Genomic DNA, 23,817 nt, shown 5'->3' with positions numbered 1-23,817 from the left:
ATAGCAAAATTACCACTTTTCAGCCATTTTGATCGGGGACAATTTACCGCCTTTCGACACCTTTTTCCAAGGATTAAACTTTGATTTAAATCAAAAATCACCGTTTCTGTTAACCATGTTTAAATGTGGTGTGAATGGTAAAAACCTTGTTAATGCTATGTGTACGACGAGATATTTGGAGTTATCAAAAGCAAGAAAGAATATAAACAGACGTGATTTATTTTAACGCTGAAGAACAACGCATCTTTACATTCGCTTTAACGTATAAAGGTAGTCGTCAGCACGTTTTTTTTCCATTGTGCGACGACAGCCGCAGATAATTACATTTATTTTACCTGCGACACGCTTAAAATTAACACCTCAATGTGACTATTCAATAAAAAAGGCTGCCCTGCGTGCAGCCTTTTGTTCACTTCAGACGCTACCTTTCCGTTTTCAGGCTAAAAGTCCGCGATTGCCCAGGTCTGAACAGGCCCGTAATGCCCTTTTCTTCTCCCCTGCCAGTCAGCACCTGTTCATTTAAATCCGTCTCGCAACAGCCTTTAAGCGCCTGATTCCACGATAGAGAGGCATCACAGGACACAGATTCCGACGGATTGAACAGACGAAGGATAAGCGCGTCCCGATCCTCCGCCTTTTTTATCGCGCTCATAACACAGCCTGTCGGCGAAAGGGTCAGCAGGCTGTATCTGTCTGGCGTGCTGAACGACGCACGGTTAAGCTTCATGGCATCCCAGGGGATTTTGTTATAACACTGGACGGGGGTAAGCCACGCTTTCGCCTGCTGAGCAACGCCGGCGTTCTCGGGAGAGCCGCTAAAACTCAGAAGGCTAAAACGGCAATCGAGACTGCCCCGAAGCTGCGAGTCCGGAACGGCCATTTTTATGCCGGACGGTCGGCCCGGGCGCAACAGCAAATCTTCCTTTCCCAGCACGCCCACACCGCGTAAAAGGGTCAGAGCAAACGCTTTTTCCGCCTCCCCCACCACTTCAAATTCGCGTAACCCTTCTGTGAACAGGGCAAGCCCGTTTCGTTCCTGCTGCAGCACGGCGTAGTTAAGTAAATTCCAGACGGGAACCGGTGCCTCTTTCCAGCCTTCTTCTTGCCAGTTAGCCATCGCGTCATCGCGAACCGGGCGCGTTATGGAGCCAAACTGCGTATCTGACAGTACCTGCTCCGTCATAAACGGCGTCGGGATAAGCACGCGGACCCGGTGATCGTCAGCCTGATTATCCAGACGCGCCACAACATCTACACGCCTGCTGTTATGGCTGAGAGTAACCTCAAATTCAACCGCAAGAGCGCCATTGCGCAGGCGGGCCGACCGCTCGACCAGGTTTGCCGGAACGGCGATGCGATGCTGGATCACCGCCCTGCTCTGCCAGGCTTCCTGTATCACCTCAACATGATGCTGCCCGTGCGCTGAAGTGAGCCGCCACTCTTCCCGGGAAGGCGAGTAGTCGTACTCATCGCCATCATCCGACCCCTCTTCAATTTCCAGTACGCGGTCATAAATAAGTCCGGATTCTTTATCACGCAGGCGCAGCGTGCCATCGTCATTTATATCAATTTGCCAGAAGGCGTTTTCCAGCAGAGCATCCGTTTTTGCCCTCGCGGGAAGCCTCTTTTCAGGAGCCTGGGGCTCGATGTAAAGCGTGCGGTATCCCATCGCGGGCAGGATCTGACAGATTTGGATATCAAACTCCATAAACGGATCGTAATTACCATAGTGCACGATTTGCCGGTCAATCAGCCCCGGGTCAATTTCCCGGGCGCTGCGAATAAAACAGGGGATCTCATTGCCTTTATCATCCCGCAACCGGAACTGGCTCGCGCGCAGACGAAGGGTGGTGTTAATCACCTCTTCACGGGGCCAGGGCATCAGATTGAACATCACCAGCTTGTCGGCCTCGCTTTGCGGCATATTGTCGACAATCTTGCGCATCGAGAAGCGCGTGAGGTTATCGGCCATGTCTTCAGCGAGCGCAAACCGGGCCATAATCTCACGATGCACTTTGTCGCTGCAGCAGCAGCCAATACTGTCGTGAGCATGATTCTTGAGGATCTCTTTCCACATTTTCTCCAGCAAACCGTGGTGATACTCGAAGCCCAGCATCCAGGCGAGCGCCGCCAGCGGTTCGAGGATATTCACGATTTTGTTTTCAATGCGGGCGTGGGCAATTTTGATGTCCATCCGTGTGGAGCCGATTGTCCGGTGTACACGCATGTATTTGCCGTCGATAAACTCCCCTTTCAGCGTCGCCAGTTCGTCACGGTGCGCTTCAGTATGTTCAAAGACCTCCTCGAACCGGCTCATCACAAATTTCCGCTGCGGGTACATCTTTCGAAGGGTATCCATCACCGCGAAAATGTTCTGCTGGAGGGGCATCTGGTCGTGACCGTTAGGCAGCAGAATCTCTTTCGTCACGGAAGCGTTTTCCAGCAATGTAAGCCAGGTATCGAGCCGTTTACGCAGCCCCGCTTCATCCTCCGGTAAGTACTTACCAATCGCGTAGCCCAGCGGTAGTACCTGCGCCGTAACTTCGCTGCCGTCTGCGCTCTGCCATAAAAATTCTGTTTTATCGGTGCCGTGACGCTCAGAACATCCGCGCCAGAACAGCGTGCGGGTGATACCAAAGCCGTTATAGATATGCGGAAGTTGCCCGGACATGCCAAACGAATCCGGCAGATACCCTATTTTCATCGGCTCACCGAATTCCATGCAGTCGCGTATCCCGTACATCAGGTTGCGAACGATCGATTCGCCGCTGACTATCGTGGTGTCGGTCTGGGTATACCACGGCCCGATAATCAGCTTTCCGCGCTCAACCAGCGCTTTTACCCGGGGCCGGTTGTCCGGCACGACGGCGAAGTAATCCTCCAGTACCGCGGTCTGTCCATCAAGAACGTAGTATTTATACTCTTCGTCCTGCTCCAGACGGGTCAGGATCTCCTCCATGTTATTGACCAAAAGGATCCGCGACGCTTCGGTGGTGAAATACCACTCACGGTCCCAGTGCATATGTGGCGTGATATGAACGCGAGATACAGCTTTCATCTTCGTTTCCTGTAAATGAATTTATGGCGTGACGTCTTCCGTCAGGTATTTGCCTTTTTTTACGCCCTGACGTCGCCAGAACAGTAAGATGAGCGTAGAGAGCATCGTTCCCGCCAGCGCAGCACCAAACCAGCCTGCCGCCGCGATCGCGCCACCCATCCCCGCGTCATGCAGTAAAAAGAGAGAGAAGATGCCCGCCCCCGGCGTAGACAACCCGATACCCATTGCACCGATAATCGCCCCTGTTGCCATCGAGCCAACAACAAACGAGCCAATCACCCGCAGCGGATCTTCAATGGCCATCGGAATTGCCCCTTCGGTGATGCCCGCAAGGCCCAGTAGCCACGTCGACTTGCCGGTTTCGATTTCAAACGGTTTAAAGAGATGCGGCGCCAGCATGGTTGAAGCCGTGACGGTAAAAGCCGAGACCATTTTGACGGAAGCAAAAATGGCATACGGCCCGTAAACGCCGTTGGCCATCGCCCCCAGACAGAACGCATAGGCCGCTTTGTTGACCGGTCCCCCCAAATCGAACGAGCACATAAAACCGAGCAGAGTGCCCAGTAGCAGCGCATTGGCACCGGAGAGCCCGTTAAGCCATGCCGTGAGGGAGGAGTTGATCCACGCGACCGGCTCGCCGATCACGAACAGCATCAGGCTGCCCGCGCCCAGCACGCCAATCACCGGGTAGAGGTAATAGGTTAAAAAGCCGTTATAACGCTGACTCAGACGGATATGGTTTTTCACCCAGCGCATCAGATAGCCGGCAATCAGGCCACCTGCAATCGCCCCTAAAAAACCTGAACCGATCATATTGGCGGCAAGACCGGCCGCAAAACCCGGCGCCAGAGCAGGTTTATCTGCCAGCGAGTAGGCGGTATACGCGGCCAGCACCGGCACCATTAACGTGCCTAACATCCCCCCGCCGAGTTTGCGATACATCCACAGCCATGAGTTCTCCTGCTCAAACAGATGCTGTAATCCCAACATCTGTGCCAGCAATACCGCAACGGCCAGCACCGTGCCTCCCGCCACAATCAGCGGCACGGCAAAGGAAATACCGCTGAGCAGGGCCTGCTTAAGCTCCGTCTTAAGGCTCTTGCTCACATCATTGCCGGTGTGCACCTGGCGATCCGTTTCCGCGGGGGGTAAGGCCAACGCACGCTTAATAAGCGCTTCGGCATGGCGAAGCGGTTCCGCGACCGGCACGGACAGCGTCGGGATGCCCTGAAAACGCTCGCTCTCTTTGAGAGCCACTTCTGCGGCAATGATACAGGCCTGCGCAGTGCGTAACTGCTGCGCGGTCAACCGCCCTTCGATACCGTTCGCCCCCTGCTTTTCCACCACCACGTTTACGCCAAGCTTACGCCCCGCTTTTTCCAGATACTCAGCTGCCATATAGGTATGCGCAATGCCGGCGGGGCATGCAGTTACACAAACGATGGTTGGCGCATCCACGAACGCGACAGCGTCATCTTCCTGTGGCACATCGTCCAGCGCGGCGAGTAGCGCTGCTGCCGTGGTAGCCGCCATGACGCGCGCCCGAAGAGTTTCATCCGCCAGACGAGAAGTAAGTTCCGTCAGCACCTGGATATGGGTTGAGCCAGCTTCAGCCGGCGGAATGGCAAGCAGGAAAATCAGCTCGACATTTTCCGGGCCATCCACGCCTTCCCAGCTCAGCGGTTCACACAGGGTGGCTACGGCAAAAGCCGCCTCTTTCACCACCGCTGATTTACCATGCGGGACTGCCAGCCCTTCGCCAAGCGCGGTAGGGCCTAGCGATTCCCGATGAAAGACTTCGGTTAAAAACGCATTGCCGTCGGTAATTTTGCCGAGCGTCACCAGCCGCATCGTGAGCTGGCGTATTGCTTCATCACGACTGGTGTACTGCGCCTGCACGCAGACAGCGTCGGGATGGGTCAGGGTCGTCAGGTTCATCAGGATCCTCACACTCAAGGGGAATTATTCCGGATCAATTGTGACAGACAAACTGATACCTTTATGTGATCATTTTCACTAACACCAACAATTTGTATTTAACTTGTATTATTTACAAATTCTGTGCTGGAGGCATAATTCCGTGAAAAGGTATTAGAAGGCAGACGACATGGGCAATAAACCGATGTACCGGCAGATAGCGGATGCGCTTCGCGAGAAAATTACCGCCGGTGAGTTAAAACCCGGTGATGCGTTACCGACGGAATCCAGCCTGCAGGAGACATTTAGCGTCAGTCGCGTCACGGTGAGGCAGGCACTGAAACTCCTCACTGAAGAGCAGATTATCGAGAGCATTCAGGGCAGCGGCTCCTATGTGAAAGAGGAGCGCGTCAATTACGACATTTATCAGCTTACCGGCTTTTATGAAAAACTGGTGGACCGAAACGTCGATACCCACAGCGACGTAAAAACATTCGAAGTGATCAAAGCGGATGTGAAACTGGCTGAGACGCTTAACATTCGCCCGGATGACAAAGTGTGGCATGTCAAACGGGTGCGCTTTATTAAGCAAAAACCGGTGAATCTGGAAGAGACGTGGATGCCGCTGGCGATGTTCGCCGACCTCACCTGGGAGGTGATGGAAAATTCCAAATATCACTACATCGAACAGATCAAGAAGATGGTTATCGATCGCAGTGAACAGGAACTGGTTCCGATCATGCCCTCTCAGGAGGCGATCGACGCGCTGGCGCTGGATCCGGCAAAACCGATACTGGAAAAGGTGTCACGCGGCTTTCTGAAGGATGGGCGGGTGTTTGAATACAGCCGTAACGTGTTTAACAGCGACGATTACAAATTCACGCTGGTCGCAAAACGCAGGCATTAAAAAAGGCCGCTTTACAGCGGCCAACCATGTCGAAACGGACACTTATTACTTCAACGCTCCCTTTTACAGGGAGCAGAGAGGATTTACTTAATGATGGATTTCAGTGCTTCGCCGATATCCGCCAGGCTGCGAACGGTTTTCACACCTGCGGCTTCCAGCGCGGCGAATTTCTCATCAGCCGTACCTTTACCGCCTGCGATAATCGCGCCTGCGTGACCCATACGCTTACCTTTCGGCGCTGTCACACCTGCGATATAACCGACGACCGGCTTGGTCACATGTTCTTTGATATACGCAGCCGCTTCTTCTTCTGCGCTACCGCCGATCTCACCGATCATCACGATCGCTTCGGTCTGCGGATCTTCCTGGAACATTTTCAGGATATCAATGAAGTTAGAACCTGGGATGGGGTCACCACCGATGCCCACACAGGTGGACTGGCCGAAACCGTAGTCGGTAGTCTGCTTAACCGCTTCATAGGTCAGCGTACCGGAACGGGAGACGATACCCACTTTACCCGGTTTGTGAATGTGACCCGGCATGATGCCGATTTTACATTCGCCTGGGGTGATAACGCCCGGGCAGTTCGGGCCGATCATGCGCACGCCAGCTTCATCCAGCTTCACTTTCACGGTCAGCATATCCAGCGTCGGGATACCTTCGGTGATGGTGATGATGAGCTTGATGCCCGCGTCAATCGCTTCCAGAATCGAGTCTTTGCAGAACGGAGCCGGAACGTAGATAACGGTCGCGGTCGCGCCCGTCGCTTCAACCGCTTCGCGCACGGTGTTGAATACCGGCAGGCCCAGGTGCGTGGTGCCGCCTTTACCTGGCGTTACGCCGCCAACCATCTGCGTGCCGTAGGCAATCGCCTGTTCGGAGTGGAAAGTCCCCTGGCTACCGGTGAAGCCCTGGCAGATAACCTTGGTATCTTTATTAATTAAAACTGACATTATTTCCCCTCCACTGCGGCAACAACCTGCTGAGCTGCATCCGTCAGACTTTTCGCTGCAATAATATTCAGGCCGCTGTCAGCCAGTTTTTTCGCGCCGAGTTCAGCGTTGTTACCTTCCAGACGCACCACAACCGGGACGTTAACACCCACTTCTTCTACCGCACCGATGATACCGTCTGCGATCAGGTCGCAACGCACGATACCGCCAAAGATGTTAACCAGCACGGCTTTGACGTTGTCGTCAGAGAGGATGATTTTGAACGCTTCGGTTACACGCTCTTTGGTTGCGCCACCGCCCACGTCGAGGAAGTTTGCAGGCTCACCGCCGTGCAGCTTAACGATGTCCATGGTGCCCATCGCCAGGCCTGCGCCGTTAACCATGCAGCCGATGTTGCCATCCAGCGCCACGTAATTCAGTTCCCACTGTGCAGCCTGCGCTTCACGCGGGTCTTCCTGAGACTGGTCGCGCATTTCACGCAGATCCGGCTGGCGGAACAGTGCGTTGCCGTCAGCGCCCAGTTTGCCGTCGAGGCAGATCAGGTCGCCCTGAGTGGTGATGACCAGCGGGTTGATCTCGATCAGCGCCAGGTCGCGCTCCAGGAAGATGGTGGCCAGACCCATGAAGATCTTGGTGAACTGCTGAACCAGCTTGCCTTCCAGGCCCAGTTTGAACGCCAGCTCACGACCCTGGTAAGGCATAGGGCCTGCCAGCGGATCGATCGCCACTTTGTGGATCAGGTGTGGCGTCTCTTCTGCCACTTTCTCGATTTCCACGCCGCCTTCGGTAGACGCCATGAACACCACACGACGGGAGCTACGGTCAACAACCGCGCCCAGGTACAGTTCTTTCGCGATGTCAGTTGCAGCTTCAACCAGGATCTGGTTGACAGGCTGGCCGTTCGCATCTGTCTGGTACGTTACCAGACGCTTGCCGAGCCAATGTTCAGCAAACGCACGAATCTCTTCTTTACTCTTAACAACCTTCACACCGCCCGCTTTACCACGGCCACCAGCGTGAACCTGACACTTAACTACCCAAGGGCCGGAACCGATTTTAGATGCGGCTTCTTCTGCTTCACGCGGGGTAGTACAGGCATAACCCACCGGAGCCGGTAAGCCATACCGGGCAAACAGCTGTTTGGCCTGATATTCATGTAAGTTCATGTGTTCTATCCATCCTTCAGGTAATCGTTAGGTAGTGCTTTTGTAGGCCCGGCAGACAACGCGCCGCCGGGCAAGACTGCTAAAACTAGACGTCCAGCAGCAGACGCGTTGGATCTTCCAGCAGCTCTTTGATGGCAACCAGGAAGCCCACGGACTCGCGGCCGTCGATCAGACGGTGATCGTAAGAGAGTGCCAGATACATCATTGGCAGGATCTCAACTTTGCCGTCTACCGCCATTGGACGATCTTTAATGGCATGCATACCCAGGATCGCGCTCTGCGGCGGGTTGATGATCGGGGTAGACATCAGTGAACCGAAAACGCCGCCGTTGGTAATGGTGAAGTTACCGCCGGTCAGATCGTCTACGGTCAGCTTGCCGTCGCGACCTTTTACAGCCAGCTCTTTAATCTTTTTCTCGATGTCAGCCATACCCAGAGTATCGACATCACGCAGAACCGGGGTAACCAGACCACGTGGCGTAGAGACTGCCATGCTGACGTCGAAGTAGTTGTGGTAAACCACGTCATCGCCATCGATAGAGGCGTTAACTTCCGGGTAGCGTTTCAGCGCTTCAACAACCGCTTTCACGTAGAAGGACATAAAGCCCAGACGGATACCGTGACGTTTTTCAAACGCGTCACCGTACTGCTTACGCAGGTCCATGATTGGCTTCATATTCACTTCGTTGAAGGTGGTCAGCATCGCGGTGGAGTTTTTCGCTTCCAGCAGACGCTCAGCCACACGCTTACGCAGGCGAGTCATCGGCACGCGTTTTTCGCTACGGGCACCCAGCGCAGGCTGTGCTGCCGGCGCCGCTGCCGCGGCTGGCGCTTTAGCTTCTGCCTGAGCAGGGGCTTTCGCCAGGTGCTTCTCGATATCTTCACGGGTCAGACGACCACCGACACCGGTGCCTTTAATGGCAGCCGCATCCAGGTTGTGCTCGGCCAGCAGGCGACGGATCGCCGGGCTGAGCGCGTCGTTAGTCTGCTCTTCCAGAGAGGCCTGCTGACGCTGGGCTGGGGTAGACGCTTTTTCGTCAGACTTCGCGCTGGACTCTTTGCCCGCGCTGTTGCCTTCACGCAGGCGACCCAGGATCTGACGGGAGGTTACGGTTGTCCCTTCGTCTTCCAGGACTGCATCCAGAATGCCATCCGCTGAAGCCGGTACTTCCAGTACCACTTTGTCAGTTTCGATTTCTACCAGCACTTCATCGCGCTTAACGCTATCGCCCGGTTTTTTGTGCCAGGTGGCGACGGTCGCATCTGCTACGGACTCAGGCAGGTCGGGAACAAGAATATCTACGCTACTCATTATGTATCCTTTAATTAATCGACGTTCAGCGCGTCATTGACCAGATCTTGTTGCTGCTTCTGGTGAACGGACATATACCCTACCGCCGGAGAGGCGGAGGCCGGGCGACCTGCATAACGCAGGGCAGACCCAAATGGAATGACTTCACGGAAATGATGCTGACTGCAGTACCAGGCGCCCTGGTTGAGCGGCTCTTCCTGGCACCAGACAAAATCATGCACGTGAGCATACGGTTTCAACGCTTCCTGCACCGCCTGGTGCGGGAATGGATAAAGCTGTTCGATACGCACGATGGCGACATCTTTCTGGTCGTTCTTACGGCGCTGTTCCAGCAGGTCGTAATAAACCTTACCAGAACACATCACAACACGCTTAACGGCCTGCGGATCCAGTTCGTCAACCTCACCGATGGCAGGCAGGAAGGTGCCGTTCGCCAGTTCGTCCAGGCTGGACACCGCCAGCGGGTGGCGCAGCAGGGATTTTGGCGACATGACCACCAGCGGACGGCGCATACCGCGCAGCGCCTGACGACGCAGCATGTGGTAGACCTGAGCCGGAGTGGACGGCACGCAGACCTGCATGTTCTGCTCAGCACAGAGCTGCAGATAACGTTCCAGACGGGCGGAGGAGTGCTCCGGACCCTGACCTTCGTAACCGTGTGGCAGCAGCATCACCAGGCCACACATACGGCCCCATTTCTGCTCGCCGGACGAGATGAACTGGTCGATAACGACCTGGGCACCGTTGGCGAAGTCACCGAACTGCGCTTCCCAGATAGTCAGGGTGCGCGGTTCCGCGGTGGCGTAGCCGTATTCGAATGCCAGTACCGCTTCTTCAGACAGGACGGAGTCCCATACCTTGAACTGACCCTGACCGTTATGGACATGCTGCAGCGGAGTATAGGTTGAACCGTTAGTCTGGTTGTGAACTACCGCGTGACGGTGGAAGAAGGTGCCACGGCCCGCATCTTCACCGGACAGACGAACAGGAATGCCTTCATCAACCAGCGTTGCGTAAGCCAGTGTTTCCGCCCCGCCCCAGTCGAACAGCTTCTCGCCCGCCGCCATTGATTGACGGTCAGCATAAATTTTCGCTACGCGAGACTGCATCTCGATAGCGTCTGGTACGGTGCTGATGCGTTTAGCCAGCTCCTGCAGGCGCTTCATCTCTACCTTGTTCGGGTAGCTCTCATCCCACTCGTGGTTGAGGTACGGCGACCAGGTAAAGGAGTGCATGTTCATCGGGCGCAGCTCTTTCACTACGCATTCACCCGCATCCAGCGCGTCGCGGTAGAGGTTGACCATTTCGGTCGCGTCTTCCAGCGTCGTCACGTTGTCGCCTTCCAGCTTGTCAGCATAGATTTTGCGTGGCGTCGGGTGTTTTTTGATTTTCTGATACATCAGCGGCTGCGTTGCACTTGGCTCGTCAGCTTCGTTGTGGCCATGACGGCGGTAGCAGAACAGGTCGATGAACACATCGCGTTTGAAGGTGTTACGGTAGTCCAGCGCCAGACGGGTAACGAACGCCACGGCTTCCGGGTCATCCGCGTTAACGTGGAAGATCGGCGCCTGAACCATCTTACCGATGTCGGTGCAGTACGGGGTAGAACGCGCATCCAGTGGGTTAGAGGTCGTGAAGCCCACCTGGTTGTTGATAACAATGCGAACGGTACCGCCCACTTCGTAACCACGCGCCTTGGACATGTTCAGCGTTTCCTGAACCACGCCCTGCCCTGTGACCGCCGCGTCACCGTGAATGGTGATTGGCAGAACTTTGTTGCTGCTCGGCTCGTCCAGACGATCCAGACGCGCACGCACAGAACCGATAACCACCGGGCTCACGATTTCCAGGTGTGACGGGTTAAACGCCAGCGCCAGGTGAACCAGACCGCCTTCGGTTTCGATATCAGACGAGAAGCCCATGTGGTACTTCACGTCACCGGTGCCGAGGTGTTCTTTATGTTTGCCCGCGAATTCGTCGAACAGGTCCTGCGGTTTTTTACCCAGCACGTTGACCAGTACGTTCAGACGACCGCGGTGCGCCATACCCAGCACCACTTCACGGGTACCGCTTTTGCCCGCGTGACGAATCAGCTCTTTCAGCATAGGTACCAGCGCGTCGCCGCCTTCCAGCGAGAAGCGTTTCGCACCCGGGAATTTCGCGCCCAGATAGCGTTCAAGGCCTTCTGCTGCGGTCAGTTCGCTGAGGAAGCGTTTTTTCTCTTCAGCAGAGAAATTCGCGTGGCCCGCCACAGATTCGATGCGCTGCTGGATCCAGCGTTTCTCTTCTGTAGAGGTGATGTGCATATATTCCGCGCCGATGGAGCCGCAGTAGGTTTGCTTGAGCGCGTCAATCAGTTCGCCCAACTTCATCGTGTCTTTGCCGATGGCAAAGGAACCTACGTTAAAGCTTTCCTGGAAATCGGCCTCGGTCAGATCGTGATACGCCGGATCGAGATCCGCCACACGATCTTGTTTCCACAGTCCCAGCGGATCGAGATTCGCATGCTGGTGACCACGGAAGCGATAAGCGTTGATAAGCTGCAGGACTTTAACCTGCTTCGCATTGGTGTCAGGGTCGGAAATCGCAGAAGAGTAACGTGAGGCATCCTTCGCCAGACGACGGAAATAATCACGTGTTTTGGAATGGAATTGATCCGGTTTGACTCCAGTGCCAGGTAATTGCTGGAACATGGAACGCCAGTTTGCGTCCACTGAGTCAGGATCGGTTAAGAAGTCTTCATAGAGCTGTTCTATCCAGCTCTGGTTTGAACCAGAGAGGTAAGAAGAGTCCAGCCAGGCTTTCATTGCGCCGTTCTGCATCGTGATCCCTTAAGCATTTTTATGCTTACTTTCGCCGTAGAAACTACCACGTACAACACGTACGTGCCGGGGTTCACCTGCGAGCTCTTATGTTGTCTTGGGCTCGCGAAGGAACCTTTAAAAACTGTCTGCACCTCGGGGCAGTTTTTAGAGGTTTCCTACATTTTATCCCCTCTCCTGTCAGGAGAGGGTCAGGGCGAGGGGAACAACGCTCCCCTCCTGTTACTTATGCACTGCGCTGCAGCAGCATCGACTTAATATGGCCGATGGCGCGCGTCGGGTTCAGCCCCTTAGGACATACACTGACGCAGTTCATGATGCTATGGCAGCGGAATACGCTGAAAGCATCACTCAGTCCTTCCAGACGACTGTCGGTTTCGGTGTCGCGGCTATCGATCAGGAAGCGATAGGCAGCCAGCAGACCGGCCGGGCCGATAAACTTGTCCGGGTTCCACCAGAACGACGGGCAAGAGGTCGAGCAACATGCACAGAGAATACACTCGTACAAACCATCGAGTTTTTCACGCTGCTCAGGAGACTGTAAGTGCTCACGAGCCGGTGGATTTTGCCCATTATTCAATAAGTAAGGCTTAATCTTCTCATATTGTGCATAGAATTGCCCCATGTCTACCACCAAATCACGAACGACTGGCAGACCTGGCAAAGGACGGATAACAATTTTCTGGCCCGCGCGCTGCAACGCTGAAATTGGCGTGATGCAGGCCAGACCATTTTTACCGTTCATGTTCACACCGTCAGAGCCACAAACGCCTTCACGGCATGAGCGACGGAACGACAGTGTCGGATCTTTTTCTTTCAGCTGGATTAAGGCATCCAGCAGCATCATGTCACGGCCTTCTTCCGCTTCCAGGGTGTAATCCTGCATACGCGGAGCATCATCTACATCCGGGTTATAACGATAAACTGAGAATTCGAGTTTCATTATCCTGTCTCCGCATTAGTAAGTACGAATCTTCGGCGGGAACGCCGGACGCAGTTTCGGTTCCATATTGACGCTACGACGCGTCATGGATTCCGACTCTGGCAGATACAGGGAATGGCACAGCCAGTTTTCATCGTCACGATCCGGGAAGTCGAAGCGGCTATGCGCGCCACGGCTCTCGGTACGGAAGTTTGCCGACATCGCGGTAGCGAACGCCGTTTCCATCAGGTTATCCAGCTCCAGACACTCAACGCGCTGGGTATTGAACTCGCTGGACGTGTCGTCCAGACGGGCATTTTTCAGACGCTCGCGGATCGCTTTCAGCTGCTCAAGACCTTTGGCCATCGCATCCCCTTCACGGAATACCGAGAAGTTGTGCTGCATACATTCCTGCAGCGCTTTGCGGATTTCCACCGGATCTTCACCATTACGGTTGCCGTTCCAGCGGTTCAGACGCTCAAGCGACGCATCAATTTCATCGTCGGTGGCATCACGCAACGCACCCTGCTCGGCAATAGACTCTTGCAGATGCAGACCTACCGCACGACCAAATACCACCAGGTCAAGCAGGGAGTTCCCGCCCAGACGGTTTGCACCGTGTACGGATACGCAGGCAATTTCGCCGACGGCAAACAGGCCCGGGATAACAACGTCTTCACCCTGCTCGTTCACGGTCAGCGCCTGGCCGGTCACTTTGGTCGGAATACCGCCCATCATGTAGTGACAGGTTGGGATTACCGGGATAGGCTCTTTCACTGGATCGACGTGCGCGAAGGTACGAGACAGCTCCAGAATGCCTGGCAGACGTGATTCCAGAACCTCTTTACCCAGATGGTCGAGTTTCAGCTTCGCGTGTGGACCCCATGGGCCGTCACAGCCGCGGCCTTCACGGATTTCGATCATGATGGAACGCGCCACCACGTCACGACCCGCCAGGTCTTTCGCATTCGGGGCATAACGCTCCATGAAGCGCTCGCCGTGTTTGTTCAGCAGGTAACCCCCTTCACCACGGCAGCCTTCTGTTACCAGCACGCCGGCACCGGCGATGCCGGTTGGGTGGAACTGCCACATTTCCATATCCTGCACCGGTACGCCGGCGCGGATAGCCATACCTACGCCGTCACCGGTGTTGATGTGGGCGTTGGTGGTAGATTGATAAATACGGCCTGCACCGCCGGTCGCCAGCACGGTAGCACGCGCTTTGAAGTAGACCACTTCACCGGTTTCAATACACAGCGCGGTACAACCTACAACGGCGCCATCGGCGTTTTTCACCAGATCCAGCGCATACCACTCGGAGAAAATAGTCGTGTGGTTTTTCAGGTTCTGTTGATACAGCGTGTGCAGCAGTGCGTGACCGGTACGGTCAGCCGCAGCTGCAGTACGTGCCGCCTGCTCGCCGCCGAAGTTTTTCGACTGGCCGCCAAACGGACGCTGATAAATGGTGCCATTTTCCAGACGGGAGAACGGCAGCCCCATGTGATCCAGCTCCAGAATCGCTTCCGGGCCAGTCTTACACATATATTCGATAGCATCCTGGTCGCCGATGTAGTCGGAACCTTTGACCGTGTCATACATGTGCCATTCCCAGTTATCTTCATGGGAATTGCCCAGCGCAACGGTAATACCGCCCTGCGCGGAGACAGTGTGGGAACGGGTCGGGAAGACTTTAGAGAGCAGCGCACAGGTCTGGCCGCTCTGGGAAATTTGCAGTGCTGCACGCATACCTGCGCCACCAGCACCAATCACAACAGCATCAAATTCTCTGACTGGCAGTTTCATTACACACCCCACACCACAACGAATCCATAAATAACGTAAACCACCAGTGCAACGACAATGACCAGCTGCAGAGGAAGGCGAATCGCCAGTGGTTTAACGTAATCGGTCAACACCTGCCACATACCAATCCAGGCATGAATAAGGATGGAGAACAGAGCCAGCAGGGTGAACACTTTGGTGAAGGCAGATCCGAAGAACCCACTCCAGATTTCCCACGTCAGCGTGCCGCTGGTCGCGAAGAAACCAATCATATAGATGATATAAAGGGTGAGAACGATGGCGGTAGCACGGACCAGAATGAAGTCATGTACGCCGTTGCGTCCTAATGCGGAGGCGTTGCTTACCATACGAGAACTCCTGCGAGAAGTGAAAGCACGACAGTCAATACAAATGAAATATTAGCGGAGCGTTTACCGGCTTCGAAAGTCTCTTCCAGGTAGCCAAAGTCCATCAGCATATGACGAATGCCCACGACAACGTGGTACGCCAGCGCAGTCAGAATGCCCCACATGATAAATTTCACGAAGAAGCTGTTCATGATGGCAGAGGCCTGGAGGAATCCTTCAGGAGAAGAGAGGCTGGTACCCAGTAACCACAGCAGAATGCCGACCGCCACAAACGTAATCACACCAGAAACGCGGTGCAGAATGGACGCTATTGCTGTTACAGGGAACCGGATCGTTTTGAGATCCAGATTGACAGGTCTTTGTTTTTTCACATTTCTTATCATGAATAACGCCCACATGCTGTTCTTATTGTTTCCTTCCTCCGGACTGCGATGCGGGTCAGACAGCGTTCCTTTTCTATAACTGCGCGTCATGCAAAACATTGCTTCCAAATGCTAAAACGACACGTTACAACGCTGGGTGGCTCGGGATTGCAGGGTGTTCCGGAGACCTGGCGGCAGTATAGGCCGTTCACAAAATCATTACAATTAACCTACATACAGTTTGTCGGGTTTTCTCTGGAACAGTGATCAGGGTCACGATAACAACATCTTTTTAATTTTTAATCATCTGATTTGACAAATGTTAAACAATATTGTTACAAACGTCATCAGAAAAGGCATATAATGCGCAAAAGTTATGAGGTCTCACTTTCACCTGACAAATAGTTATGTAACAGTGTGATGGTATTGACCGAAGTTATCAGGACAGTTATTAGTGATATACAGGTTTGAATAATTCGGACTGCGAAGACACTGATTTGCTGTTGTTTCACTGATTTTTCATGTTTTTACCTGCAAGGCGCCATAGCTCTGTACCCTGGTTTCTCCTCGTGAGCTGAGCGGTAAGCCAAATAACAAACTGGTAACGGTGAGAAATCAGCAGAATGCAAATCCGGTAATTGGCAGTCTTAAGCAATAAGGCGCTAAGGAGACCGTAAATGGCTGATACAAAGGCAACGCTCACCCTAAATGGTGACACTGCTGTTGAACTGGATGTGCTAAAAGGCACGCTCGGTCAGGATGTTATTGATATCCGTACGCTGGGTTCTAAAGGTGTATTCACCTTCGACCCTGGATTTACCTCTACCGCATCTTGCGAATCCAAAATCACCTTCATTGATGGTGACGAAGGTATCCTGCTCCATCGCGGCTTCCCCATCGATCAGTTAGCCACCGAATCCAACTATCTGGAAGTGTGCTACATCCTGCTGAACGGCGAAAAACCGACGCAGGCACAATACGATGAATTCAAAACCACCGTGACCCGTCACACCATGATTCATGAGCAGATTACCCGTCTGTTCCATGCTTTCCGTCGTGATTCTCACCCAATGGCGGTGATGTGCGGTATTACCGGTGCGCTGGCAGCGTTCTACCACGACTCGCTGGACGTGAATAATCCACGTCACCGCGATATCGCGGCGTTCCGCCTGCTGTCCAAAATGCCGACCATGGCAGCGATGTGTTACAAATACTCCATCGGTCAGCCGTTTGTTTATCCACGTAACGACCTCTCCTACGCCGGTAACTTCCTGCGCATGATGTTCTCCACGCCGTGTGAAGAGTACGAAGTGAACCCGGTTCTGGAACGTGCGATGGACCGTATTCTGATCCTGCACGCCGACCACGAACAGAACGCCTCCACCTCCACCGTCCGTACCGCAGGCTCTTCAGGTGCGAACCCGTTCGCCTGTATCGCTGCGGGTATCGCCTCCCTGTGGGGACCGGCACACGGCGGCGCGAACGAAGCGGCACTGAAGATGCTGGAAGAGATCAGCTCCGTTGAGCACATTCCTGAATTCGTGCGTCGCGCGAAAGACAAGAATGACTCCTTCCGTCTGATGGGCTTCGGTCACCGTGTGTACAAAAACTACGACCCACGCGCTACCGTTATGCGTGAAACATGCCACGAAGTGCTGAAAGAGCTGGGTACAAAAGACGATCTGCTGGAAGTGGCGATGGAGCTTGAGCACATCGCGCTGAACGACCCGTACTTCATCGAGAAGAAACTCTACCCGAACGTCGATTTCTACTCTGGCATTATTCTGAAAGCGATGGGCATTCCGTCTTCCATGTTCACCGTGATCTTCGCCATGGCACGTACCGTTGGCTGGATTGCGCACTGGAACGAAATGCACAGCGAAGGCATGAAAATCGCCCGTCCTCGTCAGCTGTATACTGGCTACGAGCAGCGTGATTTTAAGTCTGACATCAAACGCTGATGTTAACGGGGTGTGGCCTGATGTCCTCACCCCATCCCTCTCTTACTCCGAGAGAGTGAAGACATTAAAAACGGTAACCCCCTGGGTTACCGTTTTCATTTTACTTCTGGCAGTGCGGACACCAGTAAAACGGTCTCGATGACAGCGTGGTTTTCGCAATTAACCCGCCGCACCGCTCACACGCCTTCCCTTCACGATGAAACACCTTAAAGCGGAACAATGCCCCATGGTGCTTGTTGTCATCCACCACGCCACGCGTGTTGTAGGACAGGCGCGGGATATCCAGCAGTGCGTGGGATAACGCCTCCAGCTGTTCATCACTGAGTTGCGATGCCTTATGCTGCGCCGCCAGGCCCACCTCCCAGAGGATTTCCACCCGCAGGTAATTTCCTAATCCAGCCAGAAACGCCTGATCGAGCAACAATCCGGAAAACTGTCGGTTACGAAACCGAGGTGACACCAGACGGGCTTTCACCTCGCCCGGGGTCAGGCTCATATCCAGCACATCCGGCCCGACGCGCTGCAGGAACGGATGAGTGAGCAGCTGCTCTGGCGTTAACATTTCGATATCGGATGCGCTGTAGAGCAGAACCGCGTTGTCTGCCGTCTGGAGCCTGACGCGCAGCACGCGGGTTGTTTGCGGCTGCTCGTTTGCCTTCACCACGCGCCAAACGCCGTACAGCTGATTATGGCTATATAACGTCAGGTTATGGGAGAAATGCGTGAGCAGCGCTTTGCCGCGCGTTTCAATGTGCGTCACCGTCTGCCCCACCAGCTGGGCTTCAAACGGTTTCAGTTGAGGAAAAGCAAACCAGACATCCGTCAGCGGTTTGCCCTTTATCGCCGCCTCGAGGCTATCCGCTGCACGGCGGATCTCCGGGCCTTCAGGCATTTTTCTGTCCTTATCGTTATGTCATGCACTCACGAGAATACCCTGCTCCGCAAAGGCCGTCCGTAAGCGGCGTGCAAACTGCAGCGCATGCTCACCATCGCCGTGTAAACACACCGTATCCGCCTGGACTCTGGCCGTTGAACCATCAATTGCCTTTACCGAGCCCTCACATACCATCGCCAGCGTTTGCGCCAGCGCCTGTGATTCATCGGTAATAAGCGCACCGGGCAGTGAACGGGGAACCAGGCTGCCGTCCGGCTGATACCCTCTGTCAGCAAAAACTTCCTGACGGGTGGTTAACCCCAGCCGCTGTCCCGCGCGAATAAGCTCGCTCCCCGCCAGCCCCACCAGGATGAGCTGCGGGTTGCAGTCCCGCACCGCGCGGGCAATGGCATCCGCGAGAGCCGGATCTTTGGCCGCCTGATTGTAGAGCATGCCGTGGGGTTTCACATGGCGCAGCACGCCCTGCTGGGAACGCACAATCGCCTCCAGCGCGCCCGTTTGATAAAGCGTCTGGGCATACACCGTCTCAGGAGGGAGATCCATTGCCGTGCGGCCAAAATTATCCCTGTCAGGAAAACTGGGATGTGCCCCTATCGCCACGCCGTGCTTAATCGCATTACGCACGCTGTCCAGCATGGTTTGCGCGTCACCCGCGTGAAACCCGCAGGCAATATTGACCGAAGAGACCAGCGTCATCAGTTCAGCATCGGCACTTCCGCCCTCACCCAGATCGGCGTTTAAATCAATCTTTGCCATCGAGCCTCCATGCCAGTTGTTCCAGATAACGCTGCTGATCCTGGCGTGCCTTCAGCGCCTCCTCCAGCGAACATTGCACAAAATGAATCGGCTGTCCGAGAGGAATTTGCGCCAGATGGTAGCGATCTGCTTCAATGATGCAGGCAATACGCGGGTATCCCCCCGTGGTTTGCGCATCGTTCATCAGCACGATCGGCTGACCATTACCCGGCACCTGAATGACACCAGGTAATAAACCGTGTGAGAGCAATTCCCGATCTGTCGTACGGGTCAATGGCTGCCCCTGCAGGCGGTATCCCATACGGTTACTTTGCGGGCTGATCTTCCACGGCGAACGCCAGAACGTCTCCTGAGCGACTTCATCGAACTCCTGATATTCCGGCCCCGGTAAGGCACGGATTTGGTTGGTCCATAACAGCTGTTTTACCCCCTGGGCCGTCGAGAAGTGGCGCGTTGAGGGGTTAACCGCCAGACGATCGCCGTCACGCAGCAGGCGCCCTTCATGACCGCCAATGCCGGCTTTCTGATCGGTACTGGATGAACCCAGCACCTCTGGCACATCAATCCCTCCTGCGACCGCAAGATAGCTTCGCACGCCGTGCACAGGACGTTTGAGGGTCAGACGCTGCCCGGCTTTCGCCCGCAGCCGCCAGCCTGTCCAGACCGCTTTGCCATCCAGCTCGGCGTCACAGGCGGCCCCGGTTAAGGCAAACCAGGTCTCCTCGCCGAATTCAATCACACACTGGCCAAGCGTAATTTCGAGTGCCGCCGTGCTGCCAGGGTTGCCCACCAGCACATTAGCAATCTCCAGCGCAGGCCTGTCCAGCGCACCACAGTAGCTCACGCCCGACTGGCGCATGCCAAAGCGGCCGGCATCCTGTACGGACGTGTAAAGCCCGGCGCGAATCAGCGTTAACATACCCCCTCCTTCTGCGGGATAAAGCGCAGGGTATCGCCGGGACGGAGGAGTATGGGAACCTCCTGCCCTGGTTCAAATAACGGCCTGGACGTATGCCCGATAAGCTGCCAGCCACCCGGTGACGTCAGAGGATAAATGCCGGTCTGCTCACCCCCGATAGCCACCGTGCCCGCCGGCACGCTCAGGCGGGGTTCGGCGCGACGCGGCGTATGCAACTGCGGTGAGAGCCCCCCCAGATAGGGGAAGCCCGGCTGGAAACCTAAGAACCAGACCACGTAATCAACGCAGGCGTGCAATTCAACCACCTGCTTTTCCGTTAATCCGCAGTGTTCCGCCACCACGCCAAGATCGGGTCCATGCTCGCCGCCATACACCACCGGGATCTCAATTGTCCGGGAATCCGGCTCCAGCGCCTCGCTCTCTTCCCACCAGCGCTGCAAACGTTCAATAGCATCCAGCGCCAGCGTATGCGGATTACGCAGCACCACGGTGATGTTATTCATACCCGGAATCGCTTCAACCACTTCCGGCACATCGGCCAGGCGCTGCGTTAGCCGCCAGATACGCTTTTGCGTGGCAAGGGTCACTGGCGGTTCCAGCTCCAGAACCACTGCCGTTTCGCCCAGAAGATAACAACGCGCTCGCTGCACTCAGATACCTCTCATCAGGCCGGGTTAGGGATATCAATAAACGTGACATCCAGATCGGTATTTTCGGTCAGCCATTCACTGAGGGCGCGAATTCCGCCACGCTCGGTGGCATGGTGACCTGCCGCGTAAAAATGCAGACCTTGTTCACGCGCCGAATGGACGGTCTGCTCGGACACTTCTCCAGTGATGAAGGCGTCGACACCAAAGCGTGCCGCGCTGTCAATAAAGCCCTGACCACCACCAGTACACCAGGCAACCCGCTTCACCGTATCCGGACCGGTGTCACCGCACCAGAGCGGACGGCGTCCCAGACGCGCTTCAATCCATGAGGCCAGCTCCAGGCCGGGCACCGGCATGGCCAGCTCTCCCCAGGGCACCAGCGGCTCAATTTCACCCATGACGGTAATCCCCAACAGCTGCGCGAGCTGTACGTTATTGCCCAGCTCCGGGTGCGCATCCAGCGGCAGATGGTAACCGTACAGGTTGATATCATTTGCCAGCAGCGTTTTCAGGCGGTTTCGCTTCATACCGCGAATGATCGGTGCTTCGTTTTTCCAGAAATAACCGTGATGGACAATAACGGCATCCGCTTCCTGACGGACGGCTTCGTCCAGCAGCGCCTGGCTTGCCGTCACGCCAGTGATAATTTTCTGCACCGTTTCGCGTCCTTCAACCTGGAGGCCGTTCGGGCCGTAATCGCTGAAGGAGGCGCTGTTCAGTTTTTCGTTAATCAGGCTTTCCAGTTCGCTGTTTTTCATCATTACTCTCTTAAGCTTTGCGGGCGGCCTCGTACGCCGCCAGCGTGGCGACACGCGCCTGTTTATGGTCAACAATCGGACGGGGATAATCGAGCTTCACGCCCTGTTTATCCGCCCATGCCCACGGGTCGTGGATCGCTTTTGCAGGGACACTGCTCAGCGCGGGCAACCAGCGGCGGATAAACTCGCCGTCTGCATCAAATTTTTGTCCCTGCGTGGCAGGATTAAAAATACGGAAATAGGGCGCGGCGTCGGTTCCGGTGGACGCCGCCCACTGCCAGCCGCCGTTATTCGCCGCCAGATCGCCATCGATCAGCTGAGAAATAAAATACCGCTCCCCGACACGCCAGTCGATAAGCAGATCTTTCACCAGGAAGCTGGCGGTAATCATTCGCAGCCGGTTGTGCATCCATCCGGTTTCATTGAGCTGGCGCATCGCGGCATCAACAATCGGGAAGCCCGTTTCGCCTTTCTGCCAGGCCTGTAAGTGGCTCTCGTTGTGTTGCCAGTTTACGTTATCAGTCCAGGGTATAAACGGACGATGCTTACATAAATCAGGGTGATACGTCATCAAATGGCGATAAAACTCGCGCCAGATAAGTTCGTTAAGCCAGACGGAGCCGGGCCCCCCGTCCAATGCCTGCGGTTGTTCCGCCAGAAGACGATGCAGGCACTGGCGCGGAGAGAGCACACCCAGTGCCAGACAGGCCGATAAACGGCTGGTGCCCTCTGTCGCGGGAAAATCCCTGCGCGCGTCGTAATCGCCTGCGCCCGCTTTACAAAACTGGCGCAGCTTCGCGATAGCGTTTTTTTCGGTAGCCGGGAACAGAGTCTCATCAAACGCCTGTTGCGGATAGTCAAACTCCCGCTCGGGTATCTCCGTTATGGCGTCTCCCCTCACGGTAGGTGCAGCCACGCATTCCGGCAGTGCCTCCTTCAGTCTTTTAATGAAGGCATTTTTAAACGGCGTAAAGACTTTATACATCTCGTGGTTGCCGGTCATGACACTGCCCGGCGGCAGCATGACGCTGTCATCAAAACCCTGACACTCTACATCCTGCAGGATTTTCTCCAGCTGACGATCCCGCTGACGTTCATTGAATTCGTACTGATAGTTGTAAAAAAGGTGGGTGACATCGTACTGCTCACAGATTGCCTTCACAGCCTGGCATTGCGCGGAGAAGTCACTGACCTCTTTATAAATGAGCGGGATCCCTTTTTCGGCAAGCGAACACTGCAAGCCATTCAGATGTGAGCTGAGGTAAGCCGCCTGGCGTGGTGCCATAGCATGCTGCTGCCACTGCCCGGGGGTGGCGATAAACACTGCCAGCACGCGGGCTTCCGGGGAGCGGCAGGCAGCCGCAAGGGCGAGATTGTCATGTACGCGCAGGTCCGCGCGAAACCAAACCAGATGGGTGGGCATAAAACTCCTGGCAATTATCCATTATGTCCGTAAGGCCATGCCACTAAAGAGAAAATGCGGCTGGCTTTTATCTACTTTGCCATGAAGTGTAGACGCGATGAAATAAAAAAGGCCGCCCGGGGCGGCCTTAACGCTACGTGTCCTGCGCCATCATGGTAAAAGCAATAGACACTGTCGGTTCATCACGTCTTACCACGAGTACGCTGGTGACAATGAACGCAATGCAAAAAGAGCGTTTCATCATGCGGTCCCTGCTGCTAACCGCTCCACCGTTCACCACTGGTGATAAGTCGGTGGACACACGCTCTGACGATAGCCCAAAAACGGCCCAACGGACCGCGGATCCTGAGGGATAAAAAATACCGCCACATTGCTGTAGGCGGTTTTTTTATTGCTGTGTGTCGTCTTCGTATCAGTAAAAATCGCAGGTCGCTTTCTCGGCCTGATCCATCCACACCGGCTTCTCGCTGGTTTTGGCCCAGACGCGGTGCAAATAGCTATAAAAACGTGCGCGGTCTTTCCAGAAGAGCATCACCGGCAGGGCCAGCACGCCAGCCACTACGGCGAAAGTGCGACGCATGAAAACGATATGAGCCGGATACGCTTTATAAAGATCCATCTTTTCTCCCCTATAGTTGGCCGGAAACATGCTCCGGAAAATTTGAAATCTGTGATCTGGCTAAAATAATACCGCTTTGTTTGTAATTTTACTACTCATCAGACCAGTTATTTTCATCCATTTAGTGAATATTTACATTTCCGCCGTAAGTAAGTTACAAAAAAGTTAACGATTTACTTACCAATAGTTAAATTGTGCCTTTTCCATTTTTATACTTTTTTTACACCCACCCTGCCGATTTTTGCGAAATCTTTGCGCCATAAATCC

At 54.8% G+C, this 23,817-nt stretch carries 19 protein-coding genes; 2 read left to right on the top strand and 17 right to left on the bottom strand.

Translation table 11 applies throughout. From position 1 onward, the window contains the following. Positions 1–421: 421 nt before the first annotated feature. Together mngB and mngA are read right to left on the bottom strand one after the other, a co-directional pair. The gene (mngB, locus tag HV340_RS06310; RefSeq protein ID WP_059305962.1) at positions 422–3,058 is read right to left on the bottom strand and encodes a mannosylglycerate hydrolase; all 2,637 of its coding nucleotides are present in this window, start codon (positions 3,056–3,058) and stop codon (positions 422–424) included. A gap of 21 nt (positions 3,059–3,079) precedes the next feature. Then, complete coding sequence (mngA, locus tag HV340_RS06305) at positions 3,080–4,996, bottom strand: PTS 2-O-a-mannosyl-D-glycerate transporter subunit IIABC (protein ID WP_063925290.1); 1,917 nt, start codon at positions 4,994–4,996, stop codon at positions 3,080–3,082. A gap of 169 nt (positions 4,997–5,165) precedes the next feature. Between mngA and HV340_RS06300 the strand changes: the two genes are divergently transcribed. Further along, positions 5,166–5,882 carry a GntR family transcriptional regulator gene (locus HV340_RS06300; RefSeq protein WP_020884965.1) on the top strand — a complete coding sequence of 239 codons (717 nt, stop codon included), beginning with the start codon at positions 5,166–5,168 and terminating at the stop codon, positions 5,880–5,882. An 83-nt stretch (positions 5,883–5,965) separates the two neighbouring features. Here HV340_RS06300 and sucD read toward each other — a convergent pair whose 3' ends face one another. The 8 genes from sucD to sdhC all read right to left on the bottom strand — a co-directional run bounded on the left by sucD (position 5,966) and on the right by sdhC (position 15,605). Further along, complete coding sequence (gene sucD / locus HV340_RS06295) at positions 5,966–6,835, bottom strand: succinate--CoA ligase subunit alpha (RefSeq protein WP_014169173.1); 870 nt, start codon at positions 6,833–6,835, stop codon at positions 5,966–5,968. Continuing rightward, complete coding sequence (gene sucC, locus HV340_RS06290; protein WP_006809579.1) at positions 6,835–8,001, bottom strand: ADP-forming succinate--CoA ligase subunit beta; 1,167 nt, start codon at positions 7,999–8,001, stop codon at positions 6,835–6,837. The genes sucD and sucC overlap by 1 nt, the downstream gene beginning before the upstream one ends. 85 nt (positions 8,002–8,086) lie before the next feature. Then, a complete protein-coding gene (gene odhB, locus HV340_RS06285) occupies positions 8,087–9,313 on the bottom strand; it encodes a 2-oxoglutarate dehydrogenase complex dihydrolipoyllysine-residue succinyltransferase (RefSeq protein WP_025204653.1) in 1,227 nt (408 codons plus the stop codon). A 14-nt stretch (positions 9,314–9,327) separates the two neighbouring features. Then, the gene (gene sucA, locus HV340_RS06280) at positions 9,328–12,135 is read right to left on the bottom strand and encodes a 2-oxoglutarate dehydrogenase E1 component (protein ID WP_014169171.1); all 2,808 of its coding nucleotides are present in this window, start codon (positions 12,133–12,135) and stop codon (positions 9,328–9,330) included. 226 nt (positions 12,136–12,361) lie between these two features. Continuing rightward, positions 12,362–13,078 carry a succinate dehydrogenase iron-sulfur subunit SdhB gene (gene sdhB, locus HV340_RS06275; RefSeq protein ID WP_014169170.1) on the bottom strand — a complete coding sequence of 239 codons (717 nt, stop codon included), beginning with the start codon at positions 13,076–13,078 and terminating at the stop codon, positions 12,362–12,364. A gap of 15 nt (positions 13,079–13,093) precedes the next feature. Beyond that, entirely contained in the window at positions 13,094–14,860 is a 1,767-nt protein-coding gene (sdhA, locus tag HV340_RS06270) for a succinate dehydrogenase flavoprotein subunit (protein ID WP_014883036.1), read from the bottom strand. Next, positions 14,860–15,207, bottom strand: coding sequence for a succinate dehydrogenase membrane anchor subunit (gene sdhD / locus HV340_RS06265; RefSeq protein WP_010428702.1), 348 nt, complete (start codon positions 15,205–15,207; stop codon positions 14,860–14,862). Before sdhD ends, sdhA begins: the two co-directional genes overlap by 1 nt. After that, positions 15,201–15,605, bottom strand: a complete 405-nt coding sequence (gene sdhC / locus HV340_RS06260) for a succinate dehydrogenase cytochrome b556 subunit (RefSeq protein WP_025204654.1) — start codon at positions 15,603–15,605, stop codon at positions 15,201–15,203. Before sdhC ends, sdhD begins: the two co-directional genes overlap by 7 nt. Before the next feature lie 641 nt (positions 15,606–16,246). On the opposite strand from sdhC, the gene HV340_RS06255 reads away from it, so the two are divergent. After that, complete coding sequence (locus HV340_RS06255) at positions 16,247–17,530, top strand: citrate synthase (RefSeq protein ID WP_014169167.1); 1,284 nt, start codon at positions 16,247–16,249, stop codon at positions 17,528–17,530. A gap of 100 nt (positions 17,531–17,630) precedes the next feature. On the opposite strand, the gene nei is transcribed toward HV340_RS06255, so the two are convergent. The 7 genes from nei to HV340_RS06220 all read right to left on the bottom strand — a co-directional run bounded on the left by nei (position 17,631) and on the right by HV340_RS06220 (position 23,550). Then, on the bottom strand, positions 17,631–18,422 hold the full coding sequence (nei, locus tag HV340_RS06250) for an endonuclease VIII (protein WP_014169166.1): 792 nt from the start codon (positions 18,420–18,422) through the stop codon (positions 17,631–17,633). Between the two features lie 21 nt (positions 18,423–18,443). Continuing rightward, positions 18,444–19,181, bottom strand: coding sequence for a 5-oxoprolinase subunit PxpA (gene pxpA / locus HV340_RS06245; RefSeq protein ID WP_014169165.1), 738 nt, complete (start codon positions 19,179–19,181; stop codon positions 18,444–18,446). Continuing rightward, positions 19,168–20,100: a 5-oxoprolinase subunit PxpC gene (gene pxpC / locus HV340_RS06240; protein ID WP_014169164.1), complete on the bottom strand. Its 933-nt coding sequence runs from the start codon at positions 20,098–20,100 to the stop codon at positions 19,168–19,170. The genes pxpA and pxpC overlap by 14 nt, the downstream gene beginning before the upstream one ends. Further along, on the bottom strand, positions 20,094–20,750 hold the full coding sequence (gene pxpB, locus HV340_RS06235; RefSeq protein ID WP_014169163.1) for a 5-oxoprolinase subunit PxpB: 657 nt from the start codon (positions 20,748–20,750) through the stop codon (positions 20,094–20,096). Before pxpB ends, pxpC begins: the two co-directional genes overlap by 7 nt. Positions 20,751–20,764: 14 nt before the next feature. Then, positions 20,765–21,508 (bottom strand): type 2 GTP cyclohydrolase I, encoded by a 744-nt coding sequence (locus HV340_RS06230; protein WP_020884971.1) that lies wholly within the window; start codon positions 21,506–21,508, stop codon positions 20,765–20,767. Positions 21,509–21,518: 10 nt separating this feature from the next. After that, complete coding sequence (gene phrB / locus HV340_RS06225; RefSeq protein WP_063925294.1) at positions 21,519–22,931, bottom strand: deoxyribodipyrimidine photo-lyase; 1,413 nt, start codon at positions 22,929–22,931, stop codon at positions 21,519–21,521. Positions 22,932–23,343: 412 nt separating this feature from the next. Next, positions 23,344–23,550 carry a YbfA family protein gene (locus HV340_RS06220; RefSeq protein ID WP_014883027.1) on the bottom strand — a complete coding sequence of 69 codons (207 nt, stop codon included), beginning with the start codon at positions 23,548–23,550 and terminating at the stop codon, positions 23,344–23,346. Between the last annotated feature and the right edge of the window lie 267 nt (positions 23,551–23,817).

Source organism: Enterobacter sp. RHBSTW-00975, from assembly GCF_013615235.1.
In the GTDB taxonomy this organism is placed as follows: domain Bacteria; phylum Pseudomonadota; class Gammaproteobacteria; order Enterobacterales; family Enterobacteriaceae; genus Enterobacter; species Enterobacter ludwigii.
The sequence above is the reverse complement of the archived record's forward strand: the minus strand, read 5'-3'. Positions and strand labels throughout refer to the sequence as shown.